Annotated in this window: 15 protein-coding genes; 3 read left to right on the forward strand and 12 right to left on the reverse strand. The window is 44.0% G+C overall.

What is annotated here, in order from left to right; translation table 11 throughout:
- Positions 1–57: 57 nt before the first annotated feature.
- On the reverse strand, positions 58–1,281 hold the full coding sequence (locus ABDW02_RS11780; protein ID WP_343634754.1) for a gliding motility-associated C-terminal domain-containing protein: 1,224 nt from the start codon (positions 1,279–1,281) through the stop codon (positions 58–60).
- A gap of 263 nt (positions 1,282–1,544) precedes the next feature.
- Between ABDW02_RS11780 and yiaA the strand changes: the two genes are divergently transcribed.
- From yiaA to der, 3 genes are all read left to right on the forward strand, one after another.
- Positions 1,545–1,946, forward strand: a complete 402-nt coding sequence (yiaA, locus tag ABDW02_RS11785; RefSeq protein ID WP_343634755.1) for an inner membrane protein YiaA — start codon at positions 1,545–1,547, stop codon at positions 1,944–1,946.
- 207 nt (positions 1,947–2,153) lie between these two features.
- The gene (gene era / locus ABDW02_RS11790; protein WP_343634756.1) at positions 2,154–3,029 is read left to right on the forward strand and encodes a GTPase Era; all 876 of its coding nucleotides are present in this window, start codon (positions 2,154–2,156) and stop codon (positions 3,027–3,029) included.
- A gap of 53 nt (positions 3,030–3,082) precedes the next feature.
- Positions 3,083–4,393: a ribosome biogenesis GTPase Der gene (gene der, locus ABDW02_RS11795; protein ID WP_343634757.1), complete on the forward strand. Its 1,311-nt coding sequence runs from the start codon at positions 3,083–3,085 to the stop codon at positions 4,391–4,393.
- A gap of 63 nt (positions 4,394–4,456) precedes the next feature.
- Here der and ABDW02_RS11800 read toward each other — a convergent pair whose 3' ends face one another.
- The 11 genes from ABDW02_RS11800 to ABDW02_RS11850 all read right to left on the reverse strand — a co-directional run bounded on the left by ABDW02_RS11800 (position 4,457) and on the right by ABDW02_RS11850 (position 19,053).
- A complete protein-coding gene (locus tag ABDW02_RS11800; RefSeq protein ID WP_343634758.1) occupies positions 4,457–5,098 on the reverse strand; it encodes an MBL fold metallo-hydrolase in 642 nt (213 codons plus the stop codon).
- Positions 5,098–8,757, reverse strand: a complete 3,660-nt coding sequence (locus ABDW02_RS11805) for a PKD domain-containing protein (protein WP_343634759.1) — start codon at positions 8,755–8,757, stop codon at positions 5,098–5,100. Before ABDW02_RS11805 ends, ABDW02_RS11800 begins: the two co-directional genes overlap by 1 nt.
- Before the next feature lie 17 nt (positions 8,758–8,774).
- Positions 8,775–9,185, reverse strand: a complete 411-nt coding sequence (locus tag ABDW02_RS11810; protein ID WP_343634760.1) for a hypothetical protein — start codon at positions 9,183–9,185, stop codon at positions 8,775–8,777.
- Between the two features lie 134 nt (positions 9,186–9,319).
- On the reverse strand, positions 9,320–9,979 hold the full coding sequence (locus ABDW02_RS11815; RefSeq protein ID WP_343634761.1) for a phosphatase PAP2 family protein: 660 nt from the start codon (positions 9,977–9,979) through the stop codon (positions 9,320–9,322).
- Positions 9,979–11,433, reverse strand: coding sequence for an RNA polymerase factor sigma-54 (rpoN, locus tag ABDW02_RS11820; protein ID WP_343634762.1), 1,455 nt, complete (start codon positions 11,431–11,433; stop codon positions 9,979–9,981). Before rpoN ends, ABDW02_RS11815 begins: the two co-directional genes overlap by 1 nt.
- Before the next feature lie 141 nt (positions 11,434–11,574).
- On the reverse strand, positions 11,575–11,967 hold the full coding sequence (locus ABDW02_RS11825; protein WP_343634763.1) for a four helix bundle protein: 393 nt from the start codon (positions 11,965–11,967) through the stop codon (positions 11,575–11,577).
- Between the two features lie 118 nt (positions 11,968–12,085).
- Positions 12,086–13,537, reverse strand: a complete 1,452-nt coding sequence (asnS, locus tag ABDW02_RS11830; RefSeq protein ID WP_343634764.1) for an asparagine--tRNA ligase — start codon at positions 13,535–13,537, stop codon at positions 12,086–12,088.
- A gap of 177 nt (positions 13,538–13,714) precedes the next feature.
- Entirely contained in the window at positions 13,715–14,620 is a 906-nt protein-coding gene (locus tag ABDW02_RS11835) for an AEC family transporter (RefSeq protein WP_343634765.1), read from the reverse strand.
- Positions 14,621–14,686: 66 nt separating this feature from the next.
- On the reverse strand, positions 14,687–16,645 hold the full coding sequence (gene dxs, locus ABDW02_RS11840) for a 1-deoxy-D-xylulose-5-phosphate synthase (protein WP_343634766.1): 1,959 nt from the start codon (positions 16,643–16,645) through the stop codon (positions 14,687–14,689).
- A gap of 200 nt (positions 16,646–16,845) precedes the next feature.
- Positions 16,846–17,880, reverse strand: coding sequence for a hypothetical protein (locus ABDW02_RS11845; RefSeq protein ID WP_343634767.1), 1,035 nt, complete (start codon positions 17,878–17,880; stop codon positions 16,846–16,848).
- 3 nt (positions 17,881–17,883) lie between these two features.
- Entirely contained in the window at positions 17,884–19,053 is a 1,170-nt protein-coding gene (locus ABDW02_RS11850; protein ID WP_343634768.1) for an iron-containing alcohol dehydrogenase, read from the reverse strand.
- Positions 19,054–19,125: the final 72 nt, after the last annotated feature.

Below are 19,125 nucleotides of genomic sequence, written 5' to 3' on the forward strand. Positions count from 1 at the left end.
TCAGTTATTGTAAAAACTTGGTGTTCACGGATTAAGATGAAAGTCTCCCTTAAAAGTCTAATCTCTTATTAATTGGAAAAATCCTGAAGCATGCAAATCCGAAGAATTTAATGAATTTTCTGCTTCTATCCTCCAAAAATACACACCTTCTACCGCCGGTTTATCATCAACCACACCATTCCAGCCGGTTTCCATATCCTGCGTTTCATATATTAAATTTCCCCAACGATTGTAAATGGATAGTCTGGCATTAGTAATCAATCGAAGCTTAACTGGAACTAATAAATCATTTACCTTATCTCCATTGGGGGTAAAAATATTCGGAAATTCAATCAGTGATTCACACATATCTTGACTCAAATCGGCTGCCGAAAAAATGACTGTGTCCTGATACTTGCAACCATTAATATAAGCTTCTACAATATATTGTCCCGTGTCTGAAACCGTAAAAACGGTTGCTTCCACGGCATTTTGCCAAATTACATCTGTTGCAGTTGTGCTGAAGTCATATTGGTAGCTATCTAAGGGACACAAAAACTTATCTGCTCCAAGAATTTCCATTTGCGGTTTGTAGTCAGCTGTATCCAATGGGATGACAAACACATTATCGATGTAAAAATAGGCTCTTTTCATAAGGGCCTGTGGGTTAAACATTTCAACGGTTGCATCATCATCTGTCAAATAGCAACCGATAGATAAGAACTTTTCTGTTCCATTTGCGGTAATTGTATCTGATACCAGGATCCAGTTGACTGTATCTTTGATCGTTGAATTTGAAATTAACAACTCAACATCAGGGTTTGATTGTAGTATTTGTGTAGGACGGCTATCAAAAAATTTCAAGCCAATTTCATTAATGCTGTAAGCCGCTTTATCTCCTACACTAGTATAAAATCCCACATAATACTGATGTCCTTGTTTCAGGCTGCATTCTAGCTCCTTGCACATGTATTCTCGAGCATTATCATCATTAATGGACGGATCATACGCATACTCAATTAACCCGGCATAAACCGCCCCTTCCTGAGGAAATTGATGCCCTGCAAAATTGTTCGGAACCTGCATATTTGTATTCGGAGCACAAGGTGCAAATAAATCAGGTGAGCCCATAATTCCATTTAAAGGGATCATCCAGTCTGTCGCATAAGTAATAGTAACTGAGCCCTGATTGACCGGACAGTTATTTAGGATTTCAAAGCTTCCGTTTTTGACCAAATTTTGGGAGCTACAGTGAAATCCTATCAATATAGTTAAGATATATAAGATTTGTTTAAGCAACATGATGAATGATTTTCAAAAAATAAAATTAGTGCTTTTGCGATGAATATACTTTCCAATTTTTAATACAACCTTTAGGTGCAGACGGCTTAAACTATTAGGGTCGTGACAATCTAAATCTACTAAGTTAAACTTAGTATCAATATCTCCAGCAATTGCTTCCCCTTGTACGGAAAATCGCAACTCACTTGTTTTAAGTATTACTAAATCATTTTACTAAAAGATTAGCAAGACACATCTTTGTAGAAACTTTTAAACTTAAAACAATGACTCAGAAACCTTCATTTGCATTTATCGCTGCCAGCTGGGTGGCTTTCGGAACAGGATTGATCGGATACTTTGCCGGAGTATTCGGAAACAAGGAACTTCAATTGTCTGACAAAGGATATTACTTCACCGTGATTATGTTCGCACTTTTTTCCGTAATCAGTGTGCAGAAAAGCGTGCGTGACCGCCTGGAAGGAGTTCCGGTAACAGATATCTATTACGGAATCTGTTGGTTTTGCACCATTCTTTCCATCGCTCTGCTCGTTGTTGGTTTGTGGAATGCCAACATGTGGGGAAGTGAAAAAGGATTCTTCGCTTTCTCATTCGTACTCGCCGTATTCGGTGCTGTCGCCGTTCAGAAAAATACCCGCGACTCCATTTCTAAGGAGAAACCTTTCTAAATCAAACCGGCCGCTTTCCAAAAGGAAACCATTCACTTGATCAATCACCACCTAAAGAACCTTGTTTATTTTGATAAACAGGGTTTTATGTTTTACACTGTTTCCATTTCGGAACACGCAAAGTTTAACAATATTAACGCAGGAATTCACTCATTTAAGCCCTTTTTGAAATAAGAAGCGTATCTTTGCACCTAAATTTCTCAAAATATGTCTCACAAATCAGCTTTCGTAAATATTGTTGGCAGCCCAAATGTTGGTAAATCGACGCTTATGAACGGATTGGTGGGCGAAAAGCTTTCCATCGTTACTTCCAAGGCGCAAACCACGCGTCACCGGATTCACGGCCTGGTAAACGGCGACGATTACCAGATTGTTTTCTCGGATACTCCGGGAGTAGTGAATGCTTCCTACAAGCTGCATGAAGCGATGATGAGCTACGTGGAAAGTTCTTTCAAGGATGCCGACATTTTGCTCTTCATTACCGATATGAGCGAAAATGAAATGAATCACAAAGAAACGCTTGAGCGTATTGTGAAATTGCGCATCCCGGTTTTGCTGATCCTGAACAAAATTGATTTGGCCGATCAAACAAAACTGGAAGAACGCGTGCAGTACTGGAAAGAAAAAGTTCCGAATGCGGAAATTATCCCCACATCTGCGTTGCACAAATTCAACATCGATGTGATCTGGAACCGCATTTTGCAATTGGCTCCGGAAGGCCCGGCATATTTTGATAAGGATGAATTATCCGACCGTCCGATGCGTTTCTTCGTTTCGGAAATGATCCGCGAAAAGATCTTTTTGCATTGCGACAAAGAGGTGCCTTATGCCTGCCAGGTCGAGATTGAATCCTACAAAGAAGGAGATAACATTACGCATATTCGCGCGCTGATCATCGTAGAACGCGATTCTCAAAAAGGAATTATTATCGGGAAAAAAGGCGATATGTTGAAGCGTATCGGCCGCGATGCCCGTTTGGATATGGAAGCTTTCTTAGGTCAAAAGGTATTCCTGGAGACTTTCGTAAAAGTGGACAAAGACTGGAGAGCCAGTGAACAAAAATTGAAAAAGTACGGGTATTAAGTCCCGGGATTATCTATAACGCAGTGCTGTGAAGTACGTCTAAAAAACAAGAAATGGGAAATATAATTGCCATCGTAGGACGCCCGAATGTTGGAAAGTCCACCCTGTTTAACCGCTTAACCGAAAGTTCTCATGCCATCGTAAAAGAAGTAAGTGGTGTAACCCGCGACCGCATCTATGGCCGTGGCGAATGGAACGGGATTCCGTTCTCTGTGATCGATACCGGTGGTTACGTGCGAGGTTCGGAGGATATCTTTGAAGGAGAAATCCGCAAGCAGGTTGAAATCGCGATCGAAGAAGCAAACGTCATCTTATTCGTAGTGGATGCTACCACCGGAATCGTGGATTTGGATGAAACGGTTGCAAACATCCTTCGCAAAACCAAAAAGAAAATTTTAGTGATCGCGAATAAGGTCGACAACAACGATCGTGTTGGAATGTCTGCTGAATTCTGGTCATTCGGTTTAGGAGATGTATTCGATCTTTCTGCCGCAAATGGTTCGGGAACAGGAGAAATCCTGGATGAAGTAGTCAAATACTTTGACAAGGAAGATCCACGCGGAGAAGAGGAAGCAAATTTGCCGCGTATCGCAGTAGTAGGAAAACCGAATGTGGGTAAATCTTCCATGATTAATGCCTTTACAGGTGAAGAGCGAAACATCGTAACGAATATTTCCGGTACAACACGGGATTCAATCGATACACGCTATAAAGCGTTCGGTTTTGACTTCATGCTGATCGATACGGCCGGTATCCGGAAAAAAGCAAAAGTTACCGAAGACATTGAATACTATTCGGTCCTTCGTTCGGTTCGCACCATTGAAGATTCGGATATCTGTATTTTCATGATTGATGCAACCGAAGGAATTCAAAAGCAAGACCTGACCATTTATTATATGATCGAGAAAAACCACAAAGGGGTGGTTGTGTTGGTCAATAAATGGGATTTGGTGGAAAAAGACACCATGACCGCTGTGGAGTACGAAAAGAAACTGAGAAACGATCTGGCTCCGTACAACGATGTTCCGATCATCTTTACTTCTGCCCTTACGAAACAGCGTATCCACAAAGCTTTGGAAAAAGCGATGGAAGTATATGAAAATCGCACGAGAAAGATCTCCACTTCAGAATTGAACGATGTATTACTGCCGATCATTGACAGCAATCCGCCGCCATCTTTGAAAGGAAAATATGTGAAGATCAAATACGTACAGCAGCTTCCGACTCATGCTCCGGCATTTGCATTCTTCTGTAATTTACCGCAGTATATCCCGGATTCGTATAAGCGATTTTTGGAAAACCGCCTGCGTGAAATGTACAATTTTGAAGGAGTTCCGGTTAGAATTTACTTCCGTAAGAAATAATAATTCTATAAAAATGTAGGGGCGAAAAATTTTTCGCCCCTACATTTTTTAATTGATCTCGTTTTAAAACTGTAAAATATAATTTGTCCGTTTCTCTTCCCCGATCGTTGTAGTCGGTCCGTGTCCCGGATAAACCACCGTGTTCTCCGGTAGCGTAAAGATTCTCTTAAAGATCGTTTCCTTCAGCACTTCCATGGATCCGCCGGGCAAATCCACTCTTCCGAAACTTCCTTTGAACAGGATATCACCTCCGATCAGCAAATGATCTGCTTCGCTGTAAAAAGCTACGTGGCCTACAGAATGTCCCGGCCCGAAAATCACTTTCAGTTCCAACTCTCCGAACTTCAAAACCTGGTTATCCGTGAGGTAATCCGTCGGTTCCGGAGAAGGCACATAAGCAGCCAGTCCGTACATCTGTGCGGAACGCTCGGCAAAGCTCAATGTAAATAATTCTTCCTTGTGCGCCAGGAAAGGAACGCCAAAGTGGTTCACCAAAAACGCATTCCCGGTAATATGATCAATGTGACAATGCGTATTCAATACCGCATGGATCTTCAGGTTGTTTTCCCCGATAAAATCCAGCCACTCCTGTTGTTCATAGCGCTCGTAGCAACTCGGATCAATAATGACCGCATCGCCTTGTTCGTTGTAAACGATCGAACCGTTTTGCTGAATGGGATTACCCGTAAAAATCTGTACTTTCATTAACGCAATACATTGATGTATCCGTTAAAGGTATACTTTTTATCGCTTACCAATTCCTTTGTTTCCAAAATCCAGGTGTACTGACCGTTCGGAACTATCATTCCCTGGTAAGTTCCATCCCATCTTCCGGCCGGATCATTGCTTTCCCAAACAACTTCTCCCCATCGGTTGAATACTTTCAGGTTAAACTGCTGAATGTCAATTCCATCCATATACAGGAACCACGTTTGGTTGAACTCATCACCATCCGGGGTAAAGGTGTTCGGAGCGTACAGAATGACATCACTCAGTACCTGCGCGATTTTCGTCACGGAATCAATACATCCGTGTTCGCTCGTAACCACCAGGGTAATCGCATAATTTGCAACCACTCCTTCCGGCAGGTCCACACCTACATCTTCCAGAGAAGATTGGTTCGGCTCACCACCCGGAATAGACCAGCTATAGGAAACCACATCTGTTGAACTCAGATTGTTCAGTTGAATATGTGTTTCAAAAATCGTTGTCGGATTCGGAGAAATATTGAAATCTGCAACCGGATTGTCGTATACCGTGATCATGTTTGTGAAAGTATTCATGTACGTACATCCGCTGTCGGAAAGAGTCATGATACTTACGGTGTAAACTCCCGGATGCTCGTAAGTATGCGAACAGGTATCCAGTGCTTCTGTTGTAATGACCGGTGATCCGTCACCGAAATCAATGGTATTCAACAATGGTGCTCCCGGACCAGGAGTATTGTTCGAGAAAATAACATGATGCGGATAACAACCGTCAGCATCATCCGGAGTAAGTACCAGATTCAATGGCTGAGGAACAGTGATCGTCATACAGGCGCTATCCGGCTGCGAACCACACGCTTCTGTCATTACCACGCAATATTGTGTTGTTGTAATGGTATTCACGTTGATATTCTGACCCACTCCCTGGATTCCCGCATTGGTAAACCAGGTAAAGGTATAAGCGGTGGAACCTCCTGTTCCCGTTACATTCAGAGTTGAAGCATCTCCCGAACAAGTTACCAGATCCGGCGTAATGGAAGTAATTGACAGAGCAACCGGCTCAGTAATGACGAAATCAACCGTGTCGGTACATCCGCCCACATTGTATACAATCACCTGGTGATTTCCTGCTGCCAGGCCATTCACCACGAAAGGAGTTGGAATCGGTGTATTTGCACCACCGTCCAGGGAATATTCCGTAGCATTGGCAACTGTTAAAGTCGCTGATCCGTTTGCGATTCCATGACAATTAGCCGCTGTCGGAACTGCAGTAACCGTAGGGTTGATCTCCGTAACTGTAATAGTCGCTGAAGAAACACACCCGTTGGAATCTACTGAATAGGTATAAACTCCCGGGTTCATCGTAATCGGATCGTAAGGCATGGCAACCGCCGCGCCGGCAGGATTCTTCCAGGTTCCGTTCGGAGAAGCTCCCGGTCCGAGAAGCGGGAATAAATCCGTTGGAGCGCCCTGCGCACAAATCGTTAGTGTATTATTTGCTCCCGGGTAAGCAGAAGCAGAAATATTAACGTTTACCTGATCCGTAGTTGCACACAATGGATGACCTGTCGGGTAAACGGTCAAAGTCAAAGTCGTATTGGTACTCACAGTAGCTGTCGGTGTCAAAATTGCCGGGTTCGAAACTGCACCTGCAGGAGTCCACTCAAAAGTTAAGTTCCCCAAACAGTTTCCGGTTAAATTGTGAACCGTAGTGGAAGCATTTCCGTTTGTTCCGTCAGACAATACTACGGAACCGGAAGCGTCCAATACTTCATAGGAACATTCGTTAATAAAAGATCCGGCACCGTCAAACTCAACGGTAAATGCGGCCCCATTTGGTATCGATAAGGTATAGGTTGCTGCTAATCCGGTTGCAATCGTAAAGCTTGAAGTAACCCCATTGACGGTAACGTGCAAATTATTCCCGTTCCAGCCGTCACCCCACGAATCTTCGAGGTTGAAGGTATAATCACAACTCGTATTTCCACCAACGATGTTTCCATCCAATTGAATCGGTGTTCCGTTACAGATTGTTGCATCTGCACCGGCATCCGCCTGTGGATTTTCATTCACTGTTACTGTTACACTTGAGTCGTTCTGACATCCGAAATTGTCCAATACAATGTAATTGTAAGTATAAGTTCCGGGTGCTCCCGGGTTAATGGTCAACACATCACCGTCGGTAGATCGTGTTCCGTAAATTGCCGGTAAAACCCAGTAAGAAGAATCGCTTCCCAAACCAATTTGCGGCTCGAAAGTAGTTACCGGTTCGTATAAATACGGAGCCATGTTCAATTCAAAAGAAAACAATGTTCCGTCATCCGCAGCCCAGTTATCTACCACGATCAATGTCCAGACTCCGTTCAAAGGACAACCCAACAGGTTGCTAAACGGCTGGATCGGTTCGTAATCTCCGGCAGGAAGTGTTCCGAAACCGTTATTGTTAGCCCAGTCAACCCAGGTTTCAGTGGCAGTCGGTGTAAAACAGTAATTGAAAGGTGTTCCCTGAGTAGAAGGATCCGAACAATCCACATTATCCAACTGGTTTGGAATCCCGATCTGGGTTCCGCCTCCACCCTGCTGGTGCAATACCTGACTTTGCCCGTTCGGACATTCAACGATAACTACCAAATCTCCCATGAAAGAGTGCTCCATTTCGAGACACAAACTCTCCAGATCGCTCACTTGTGTCAGCGTTGCGCCGGCACTGAATCCGGTTTGAGTAATCGGAATTTCCTGGGCAACACCCAATTGGTCATCCGTTAAACATCCGTCATCCACAGTAGCAGATCCCGGAAATCCTGTCCAGGTTACCGGATAAAGTACCGGTTGTGCGGTAAGGACAACACTTTCTCCCATACACAAGGTCGTATCACCCGGGAAAGCTTCAAAGGTCGGCAAAGTAGCCACGAAAACCTGTAAATCAAGTAAGTTGGTATTGGTACAGCCGTTATTATCTGTTACAATCAATTGTACACGGTATTGGCCCGGAGCAGAAAAACTGTGTGACACATTTTGTCCTGTTGCAGTTGTTCCGTCCATGAAATCCCATGCGTAATTCGCCAGTGTAAATCCGGGAGCTGCGAAAGATCCCACACCGGAGAAATCAACCTGTTCGCCGATACAAATGCGCGTACTGTCAGGAGTTTCCCCCGCAACAATGAAACCTCCTGCTGTTGGTGTAGCACAAGGTGTTGTACAGGTTGCACTTGCGGTAAACATTCCGGTTCCCGTAGAATTGGATCTGAAACGGATCGTCAAACAACCGGACGTATTCAATGGCGTACACATGATTACTACTCCCTGAAGCTGAGTTCCTGAATAGGTTCCCAAAGTGGGTGCAGAAGTCGAGTTTCCGTCGTAAACATCCATGTAATCCACGTTTGTCACGTTCGGAGAAGGGTTGTCATCCGCTGTACTTAGCTGAAACGTATTAAATACAAGGGTAATCACATCTCCCGGAGTATCCGGACAGATCGTTACCACCACCGTTTCGTTGTTTCCGTAACCGGCACCTCCCTGTCCTCCGGAGTCAATGATGAAACCGTTACAGGTACTGAATGTTTGCCCGCTGATTGCCGGGCTCATTTGGATGTTCGTTTGCGAAAAAGTATTGTACGCCAATAAGGTTATCAGCGCAAAAAGAAAATTCTTCATAAGGTTACAGGTGTGTTCTATTTAGTATTTAGAGGACTTGCGGTAAAGGCTTTTGTGACTTCGGGAATGGCATAAAAAACCAACACTTGATCCTTATCGACCTGCACATATTGTCTTTCGGTTTTAGACAATTTAATACCCAGGTCATAAAAGTTAAAATTGGAAGTACCGATATTCACAATATCCGAATCCGTCAATTTAATGTTCTTATTAATCAGAGATCGCTGCTCCTTTGAAAGGGAATTTTTGGAAACAACCTCATAAGAATGGTCTAATTCGAATAAGAAATAATTGTATGTGTTCTTGTTGTACTCATACACTTTTTCGGCCTCTTTGCCTTTGTTTTTCAGGATTCTTGAATCGATGGACTGGGAGAAAGTCACCGATGTGGAAATAAGGAATCCCGCAACGATTACTAATTTTTTCAACGCGGTTTATTTTTAGTTCTGTATCTGCTAGACAATAAAAAGTGGGAAAGGTTGTCACGAGGCAAAACAAATTTAACAAAAAAGACTGTTTTTTCCCATTTCGTTTAACGACAATGCTTCAGATTCTTTAAATCCTAATAATACCGGAAGAAAAATTGGATTCCCAACACGAGGCCGGCAAAACCAATGGCGAACCCTATCACCAATTGGGATAAACTATGGAGTTTCAGGTACATCCTTGCCGACATCACGATTCCGCTGGCAATAAAAGCAAGCATAAGAATCCACATCGGGAAGATGAGCATTTTGCTGTAATACATGTAGAGAAAACCGGTTAAGATTCCCATTCCGGCGGCATGCAAAGAAACTTTCCAGCGAAAAGTAAGGGCCGTACAAACAACTACAGCTATCAAAGAACCGAATGACAGGCCAAAAATAAAGCGTGCACCGGGAAGGTTATGAGGAACTTTGAACAGCAGGATCGCCAATAAAGAAATCCCGAACAGAACCGTCATGATAGCCGGGATGATCCGTTCTGTGCGTTTTTCCATCATTACAGTGGTTACAGAACCTCTTGTTTGAAGAAATAAAACCGTTAATGCGGGTGCCAGGAATGAAAAAGAGGTGAACAGGTACAGGAAAAATTCCTTGGCACGTTCATCCAGTGAAAATAAACTGTCTCCCTGGTAAAAATCGGCTTCCCAGCTCTCCGTATACATGGCTATTACCACAGCGTAAACCGGGGCTAAAAGCGGCAGGAAAAGCCAGGACAGAATCTTGGAAACGATTTTCATCAGAGTTCTTTTCTTAGACGTGCTACCGGAACATTCAACTGTTCGCGGTACTTGGCGATCGTTCTTCGGGCGATATTGTATCCTTTATCATTCAGTAACTTCGCCAAATGCTCATCGGTTAGCGGTTTCTTTTTGTTTTCCGCTTCGATCGCATCAGTGAGGATTTTCTTTACTTCACGGGTTGAAACTTCTTCACCGGAATCGGTTGAAAGGGACTCGGAGAAAAAGTACTTCAGGGAATAAACCCCGTAAGCTGTCTGAACGTATTTTGAATTTGCAACACGCGAAACGGTCGAAATATCGAGCCCTACGATTTCTGCAATATCTTTCAGAATCATGGGTTTCATATTCGTTTCATCCCCGGTCAGGAAGAAATCATACTGGTACATCATGATGGCGTGCATCGTAGTATACAATGTCTGCTGACGCTGACGGATCGCATCGATAAACCACTTTGCCCCTTCCAGTTTCGTTTTCACGAACAAAAGCGCATCTTTATCAGCCTTAGACGTTTTCGCCCCTTCGGCATAACTTCTCAGCAATTGCTCGTATTCTTTGGAAACTTTCAGATCAGGTGTATTTCTTCCGTTGATGGATAATTCCAGTTTGCCATCAAATTCTGCAATCATGAAATCCGGGATAACCTGCTGAATGCTTTTCGAATTGTCTTTCAGAGAGCCTCCCGGTTTGGGATTCAAACGAATAATTGCATCAATCGCCTCTTTCAGGTCTTCGTCTTCGATTTCCAGTTTCTTCTGGATCTTATCGTAATGTTTTTTGGTAAACTCTTCGAAATGGTCTTCCAGGATCTTTTTAGCTGTAAACAAGGTAATATTTCCTTCCTGGATGCGTTCGATCTGAAGCAACAAACATTCTCTCAGGTCGCGTGCGCCGATTCCTGCCGGGTCCAATTCCTGTACCACTTTCAATACATGCTCCACTTCTTCTTCGGAAACCATGATATTGGACGAAAAGGCAAGATCATCCACAATGGCATCCAATTCGCGGTTCAAATAACCGGATTCATCCAGATTCCCGATAATGGTATCCGCAATTTGGAACTGGGTATCGTCCAGGTCCAACAAATGCAATTGTTCCGTCAGTTTATCCTGGAAGGAAGAATCGACAGAGAGCGGAACTCCGCGCTCCTCATCGTCCTTACTTTTATTGTTTACCTGTGTTTTGTAATCCGGTGTGTCATCATCGAAGTAATCACTGATGTCGAAATCGGTGTCGAATTCGTTTTCATCGTCTTTGTAATCGTCCTCCGGATCGTTATCGTAATCATCTTCCACTTCTTCGGCTCCTTCGTCCAAAGCCGGGTTTTCCTCCAACTCCTGTTTGATACGCTGATCCAATTCCATGGTAGGAACCTGCAACAGTTTCATCAATTGAATTTGCTGCGGGGAAAGTCGTTGTTCCAGTTTTTGTGTAAGCTGCTGTCTTAGTGCCATGGAGGATTTGATTCCGTATTATAAATATAGTTAAAGTCTGTTCAAATGTTCAAATGTTCAAATGTTCAAATGTTCAAATGTTCAAATGTTCAAATGTTCAAATGTTCAAATGTTCAAATGTTCAAATGTTCAAATTAATTTTTAATCAATAAATTTTTGTCCTTTGAGATCAGATTGCTTAATCTGAACAATCAAACGATAGATTCCAACTGATAATAATTCGGCCTTCGATTTTAATTTCAAAAAATCAGATTCTTGAAGTATTCCAAAGTCCAAAGCCCGGTATAGTTGAGATCTACTTTCTCCAGCGCTTGCTTTCGAAATCCAAAGATACTGTAAAAATTCTTTATTCCCCCCGCGTTCAAATCCTTCGGCGATGTTATCCATAATACTTCCACTTGAACGAATAATTTGGTTACTTAAAGCTCGTTCATTAAACGCAGATCTATGTTTAAACAATGTGTGAATTTCCTTAGAAAAATCACGGCTTTTCTGCCAAACGTGTAACTCTTCAAAACGTTTTATCTTTTCCATTAAATAGTTGATTTCTACTTAATTTAAGAAAAAAGTTCAGTTAATTGAAACGCGATGAAAATTATTTTAACCGCTTAAACTTTGAAACTTTTTGAACTATTAAACCTTTAAACTCTGTTTAAAATTCCGCGTTTTGTGGTGTTCTCGGGAATGGAATCACATCGCGGATATTGGTCATACCCGTCACAAACATCACCATTCGCTCAAAACCCAGTCCGAAACCGGAATGCGGAACAGAACCAAAACGGCGTGTATCCAGATACCACCACAATTCTTCCTCATGGATCCCGAAATCTGCACATTTCTTTTTCAGTATTTCCAAACGCTCTTCACGCTGGGATCCTCCGACCATCTCACCGATTCCCGGGAACAGGATGTCCATCGCTGCAACGGTTTCTTTACCTGGCTCACACCCGTCGTTTGCACGCATGTAGAATGCCTTGAACGATGCCGGGTAATCCGTAATGATCACCGGACGCTTGAATTCTTTCTCCACCAAATAGCGTTCGTGCTCCGATTGCAAATCAGTTCCCCAGTTCACATCGTACTTGAACTTCTTTTTCTTGTAATGGTTCGAGTTCATCAATACTTCGATGGCCTCGGTATACGTAATGCGTTTGAAATCATTGGTCGTTACAAACTGCAGACGTTCGATCAATCCCAATTCGTTGCGCTCGTTTTGCGGCTTCGACTGTTGCTCCTGCGCTTCGCGCTCGTTCAGGAATTTCAGGTCGTCTGCACAGTTTTTCATCACGTACTCACAGATGTATTTCAGCATGTCTTCCGCCAAATCCATGTTGTCGTGAATATCGTTGAAAGCTACTTCCGGCTCAATCATCCAGAATTCTGCCAAATGGCGCGATGTATTCGAGTTCTCAGCGCGGAACGTTGGTCCGAAAGTATAAATCTGGCCCAAAGCCAATGCTGCCAATTCTCCTTCCAGCTGTCCGGAAACCGTTAAGTTTACTGCTTTTCCGAAAAAATCTTCTGCAAAGTTCACCGATCCGTCTTCGGTCAACGGTGGATTTTTCGCATCGAGGTTCGTTACACGGAACATTTCTCCTGCTCCTTCTGCATCCGAACCGGTAATAATCGGTGTGTGAATGTAATAGAATCCGCGGTCGTTGAAGAACTGGTGGATGGCATAACTCACAGCGTGACGCACTCTGAAAACCGCCCCGAACAAGTTTGTACGGAAACGCAAATGCGCCTGTTCACGCAAAATATCCAAACTGTGCTTTTTCGGCTGTAAAATCGTTTTCTGAACATCATCCGGGTGTGCTTCACCGATGATCTCAATTTCTGAAACCTGCAATTCAACTGCTTGTCCGCTTCCCTGGGATTCGATCAGAACACCTTTCAAACCAATAGAAGCAGCGGTTGTGATTTTCTTTAAAATTGCCTCGTCAAAATTAGACGCTTCCACTACACCCTGCAAATTATTGATGGTAGAACCATCATTCAATTGAATAAAACGGTCGTTGCGAAATGATCGCACCCAGCCTTTCACAAGGTAAGTTTCCCCGACTTTCGGTTGACTTAATAAATCAGCAATTTTAGTTCGTTTCATGTTATTTTTCTATGAGTTGCAAAAATAGGAAAGAAATTTGAAAGGAACGGGATTGATTCCGGGTTTCAATCACGGGGTATTTCTACCCGCCTCCGGCGCAAATTTGCCACTTTGACAATTTGCCAATTTGCCTGTTTGCCAAATGACGAACCGGGTTTTTAGTGGGCTGTGGGTGTTTCACACGAGGATTTCCAGCAGGTAATACCAAATTCCACTCGTTACAAACGACAGCAAAATCGTCAGGAAAACAATCAGGTTGCTCAACCGCGGATTCAAACCGAATTGATCATTCAAAATCCCCGCGCTGATCATCGTTCCCATGGAAGCCTCAAAAACAGAAATTTTGGTTTGCATTTCCCCGGTCTGGAAAGCAAAAGCCAACCCCAAAATAATCAGCGGGGAAAGAATGAGTTTATACAATGAAGCCGCCAAAATTGGCTGGAGTACATCGCGCATTTTCCCCAATTCAAATTGCAACCCAACCGAAAATAAAGCCAATGGAGACAAGGTTGCCGCCAGGGTAGAAACCAAGGGAGTAATCGGTTCAAAAGAGATGAAATGCGGCAAAACCAATGCAAGGATGATAACAATAAACGGCGGGAATTTCAGGAGCTTCAGACTAATCGTTTTGAAATCCGCCTTTGCTGTTCCGGAAGCCTGCATGGCAACAATCGACGCGAATACTGCCAGTACAAAAAAGGACATTTGGTCTGTCACAGCGGCAATCGACAGGTATTTTTCGCCATAATAAGCAGAAATTAGCGGAAAACCGACAAAAGAAGTATTTCCCAATCCGGTGACGATCCAAAAAGCAGCTTTGGTTTTCCGGTCAAACTGAAAGCGTTTTGAGACCAATTCAGCAAGCAGCCAGGCACCGAACCAGCAGATCAAAGGAGTAATTAACGGGATAATAAGGTCAGTAGACCAAACAATGTGGGGAAGGTATTTCAATGTTGCGGCAGGAAGCGCTACATAAATAATCCAGACGTTAATTCCCTGGTGACTGCCTTTCGCCAAAACTCCCGATTTCCGGAGTAAGAAGCCGGCCAGAAAACAAACTGCTATCAGGATAAAATTGGACATGATCCAAAATTAGGGCTTATCGATGAATTCGAATGGAAATAAACTGCTAAAATGCTATAGCTTCTGCTAACCTACTTCGCTTTGAGGTCTTTGCTCTTCCGAAGTGGAAATATTCAGGATTTCTTTCACTTTCGCCGCAATCGATAAAGCATCGAAACCACAATCGTGGTGCAATTCTTCCGGTGTGCCGTGATGAACGTATTTATCCGGAATTCCCAATCGAACAACTTGTGAGCGGTAGTTATTGTCAGCCATGAATTCAATGATTGCCGACCCGAATCCGCCCATGATACAGCCGTCTTCAATGGTAATCACTTTGTCGAACTTCGTAAATACTTCGTGCAATAAGGTTTCGTCCAATGGTTTCACAAAACGCATGTCGTAATGTGCCACAGATGCACCTGTTTCTTTCAGCAACTGAATCGCTTCCTGGGCAAAATTTCCCACGTGGCCGATTGTCAGTAGTGCAATATCTTCCCCGTTGCTTACTTTTCGTCCCTGCCCGATAGGAATCGCCTTCATCGGGGTTTTCCATTCGGTCATTACTCCGTTCCCGCGAGGGTAACGAATGGAGAAAGGCCCGTGATTTTCAGCCTGGGCGGTGAACATCAGGTTTCTAAGTTCCGCTTCATTCATCGGCGCAGAAACGATCATATTCGGAATGCTGCGCATGTATGCAAGGTCGTAAGCCCCGTGATGTGTTGCTCCGTCCGCTCCAACCAATCCGCCGCGGTCCAGGCAGAACACCACCGGAAGGTTTTGCAAGGCAACATCGTGCAATACCTGGTCGTAGGCACGCTGCATGAACGAAGAATAAATATTACAGAACGGAATCAATCCCTGTGTGGCCAAACCTGCAGAAAACGTGACTGCATGCTGTTCGGCAATTCCCACATCAAATGCACGATCCGGCATAGCGTCCATCATAAATGTAAGCGAACAACCGGTTGGCATGGCGGGAGTAATTCCCATGATCTTTTCATTTTGCTCGGCTAACTCCACAATGGTATGACCGAATACGTCCTGGTATTTCGGAGGCTGCGGAGATTTCGGAACAATTTTCACGATTTCACCGGTTTCCTTATTGAAAATTCCGGGTGCATGCCACTTGGTCGGGTTTCCTTCTTCCGAAAACTTATAACCTGCTCCTTTTCGCGTGATACAGTGCAGGATTTTCGGTCCGGGGATATCTTTCAAATCTTCCAGTACTTTCGCCAAACCGATTGTATCGTGTCCGTCAACCGGTCCGAAATAACGGAAGTTTAACGATTCGAACAGGTTACTTTGCTTCAGGATGGAACCTTTCAAAGCACCGGATATTTTCGAAACGATTGACTGTGCATCCGGCCCGAACTTGCTCACTTTTCCCAGCAATTTCCAAACCTCATCCTTCACTTTATTGTAAGTATGGGAAGTCGTGATATCCGTCAGATATTCTTTCAAAGCACCCACATTCGGGTCTATTGACATGCAATTGTCGTTCAGAACGACCAATAAATCGGCATCTTTCTCGAATCCGGCATGGTTCATTCCTTCAAAAGCCATTCCGGCTGTCATTGCACCGTCACCGATCACCGCAATGTGATGCCGGTTCTTTTCTCCTTTGTAGCGGCTTGCAACAGCCATTCCCAAGGCAGCTGAAATAGAAGTGGACGAATGTCCGACTCCGAAGGTATCGTATTCACTTTCGGAACGTTTCGGGAATCCGGAGATTCCGCCTTTTGTGCGGTTTGTATGAAAAACGTCTCTTCGACCTGTCAGGATTTTGTGCCCGTAAGCCTGGTGACCAACGTCCCAAACCAACTGATCATAAGGAGTATTGAATACGTAATGCAACGCAACCGTCAGTTCCACCACTCCCAGACTGGCCCCGAAATGCGAGTTCCCGATCTCGGAAATGACATCAATGATGTATTGGCGCACCTCATCTGCAACCTGCGGCAACTGGTCCACAGTCATCTTATCCCGTAAATCCTGCGGGATTACGATTTGTTCCAATAAAGGTCCTGCTTTATAAGGATGCATACAATCAGTATTCGACATACAAAGTTACGTCTTCGTTCAATGGTTAACAAACAAACGAAGAGTTTATTTCGTACGGATTTGAATTTAACGATTTTTCCGGAATAATAACTCCGGAAGACACTTTAATTCAGATGAATACAGACTTGGAAAAAGTAGCATTTGCGCCTTACCTCCATCCCAGTCTGTTTCTCGTTCTGTTCTTAAACCATATCCCAACCCGCCACAAATATCGGCTTGGAACGCAGTTCGTCCATTTTCAGCGGATTCTTGCGCAAAACCACCACATCCACAATCGGTTGCGGGGTCATTTTATGGAACAAGCCCCAATCCACATAATGGCGTGCTTCGCGCCAAAGCGATTCTCTCCGGTCCACGAACCAAAGCATCATATTGACTTTTTGTTCGGCCAAAATACCTTCCAGCAAAGCAGAAAGTACGCCCGGATCGTTGTCTTTTACCCAAAGGGATTCGGGTACCAGGAAACTGTGGTTTTTCGGTTTGACAATGCGCCGGATTCCCGGTGTAACGGTGATCAGTTTGGTAAAAATCCCGCCGAGCATTCCAGGCAAACGTTCAATGACCCAATTGGCTTTCGTCACTTTAACAAAACCCGTTATTTCCCCCGATTGATTGAAATAACCGTAGAACGGCCCTTTCTTCGCGTGATGTTCGATAAAATAAGCGTGTGAGCCGGAAACTTTTGCCAAACACTCGTTGATCAGTTCTTCCGATTCGATCTCACGTACATGTGCTACAGCACGCGGTTTGGTGCGACTGAAAGATTGTGAAATCAACTGCGCTTCCGTGCGGAATCCGAATTGTTCAGACATCCATTTACTGCGGTCGTTTGCAGGATCGATATACGCATAAAAAGCATCCGGGGCGTTTCCCAGTTTGCCTTCGAATATTTCGTCAAAGAAACTTGCCATCTCCATTTTCAACCGCGAATTGCTCTTAGGCACACGATTGACATTTTTGGAAGCCTGTTTCTGGTTTGCAAATGCAAAATAGCGGACATACCATTGTTTTCCGCGGTCACAAAACGTCAGGTTTCCCTGCACCTTTCCGTCTCTTTCCAGGGAAATGAATAAAGGATTATCCGCTTCCAAAATACGTGTCGGTGTATCTAAATGCTTGTAGCGCGCACCGTTCGTACCCAATGTGGTTTGGGTCAATAATTCGATTAAAGCGGGTGACGCCTCCCTGCGGATCGTATATCTGCTTGAAAGTCCCATTGATTAAATAGCCTGGTTAACGATATACTCTGCCTCTTTGGGAGTAAGGTCTTTATTTTCTCCAAGTCCCGTCCAGCCACGTTGCACAAAACGGTCGTGAATGATCTTTGCCGTCTCGCTGTAATCGGATGTGTATTCGGAAATACGTGTTTTGACACTCAGTTTATGGAAGAATTCTTCTGTTTTGACAATGGCTTTTCGGGCAATCTGGTCTTCCGATCCTTCCAGGTTCCAGACGCGTTTTCCGTATTGTGCCAGTTTTGCTTTTTTGCTTTCAAATTTCACTTCATACAGGCGCGGAGCAATGATCGCAAGTGTCTGTGCATGATCAATTCCGTGCAAAGCCGTCAATTCATGCCCGATCATGTGAGTTGCCCAATCGGTGGTCACTCCGCAGCGCAATACGCCGTTCAATGCCTGGTTGGCGCACCACATCAGGTTTGCAGCCAGTTCATAATCCGCCGGATTTTCCAATACTTTTTCCCCGATTTCAATCAGGGTGGAAAGAATTCCTTCCGCATAACGTTCCTGCAATAAATTCTCTCCTTTGAAAGTGAGGTATTGCTCCATGGTATGCGTATATGCGTCGATTACCCCGTTTGCAATCTGGCGTTTGGGCAAAGTTGCCACGAAAGTCGGATCAAGCAAGGCAAACTTCGGGAAGAACAGCGGACCGCCCATCGTTCTTTTTTCTTTTAGCTCCGAACGGCTGATTACCGCTCCGGAATTGGATTCCGATCCGGTTGCAGGAATCGTAAGAATACATCCGAATGGTACAGCAGAAGTGAATGCAGATCCCGGAACGTGAGTCAATACATCCCACGGATCGCCGTCATAATTCACTGCGCCTGAAATAAATTTCGCTCCGTCGATGACAGAACCACCACCAACTGCAAGCATATACCCGATTTTGTGTTCACGGATATATTCCACAGCCTTCATCAGGGTCGTATATTCCGGATTTGCTTCGATTCCCTTAAAGAAATGCAGTTCCAGGCCATTCAACTCCGCTTTTAGTTTATCTAAAAAACCGGATTTCTCGATCGACCCGCCACCATACAGGACAATGACTTTTCCGTCAACAGCTTGCTCATGCAGCATTTTGGCGATTCTCGGCAACTGGTCTTTACCGAAAACCAGGGTTGTTGGAGTTGTTATTTCAAAGTTGTTCATGAACTACGATGATTTCTAAATAATGTGACTGTAAAGATAAAAAAACAGGCTGTGAAATTAATCAAAAACTCC

The sequence above is a fragment of the Fluviicola sp. genome (assembly GCF_039596395.1).
Taxonomy (GTDB): Bacteria; Bacteroidota; Bacteroidia; order Flavobacteriales_D; family Crocinitomicaceae; genus Fluviicola.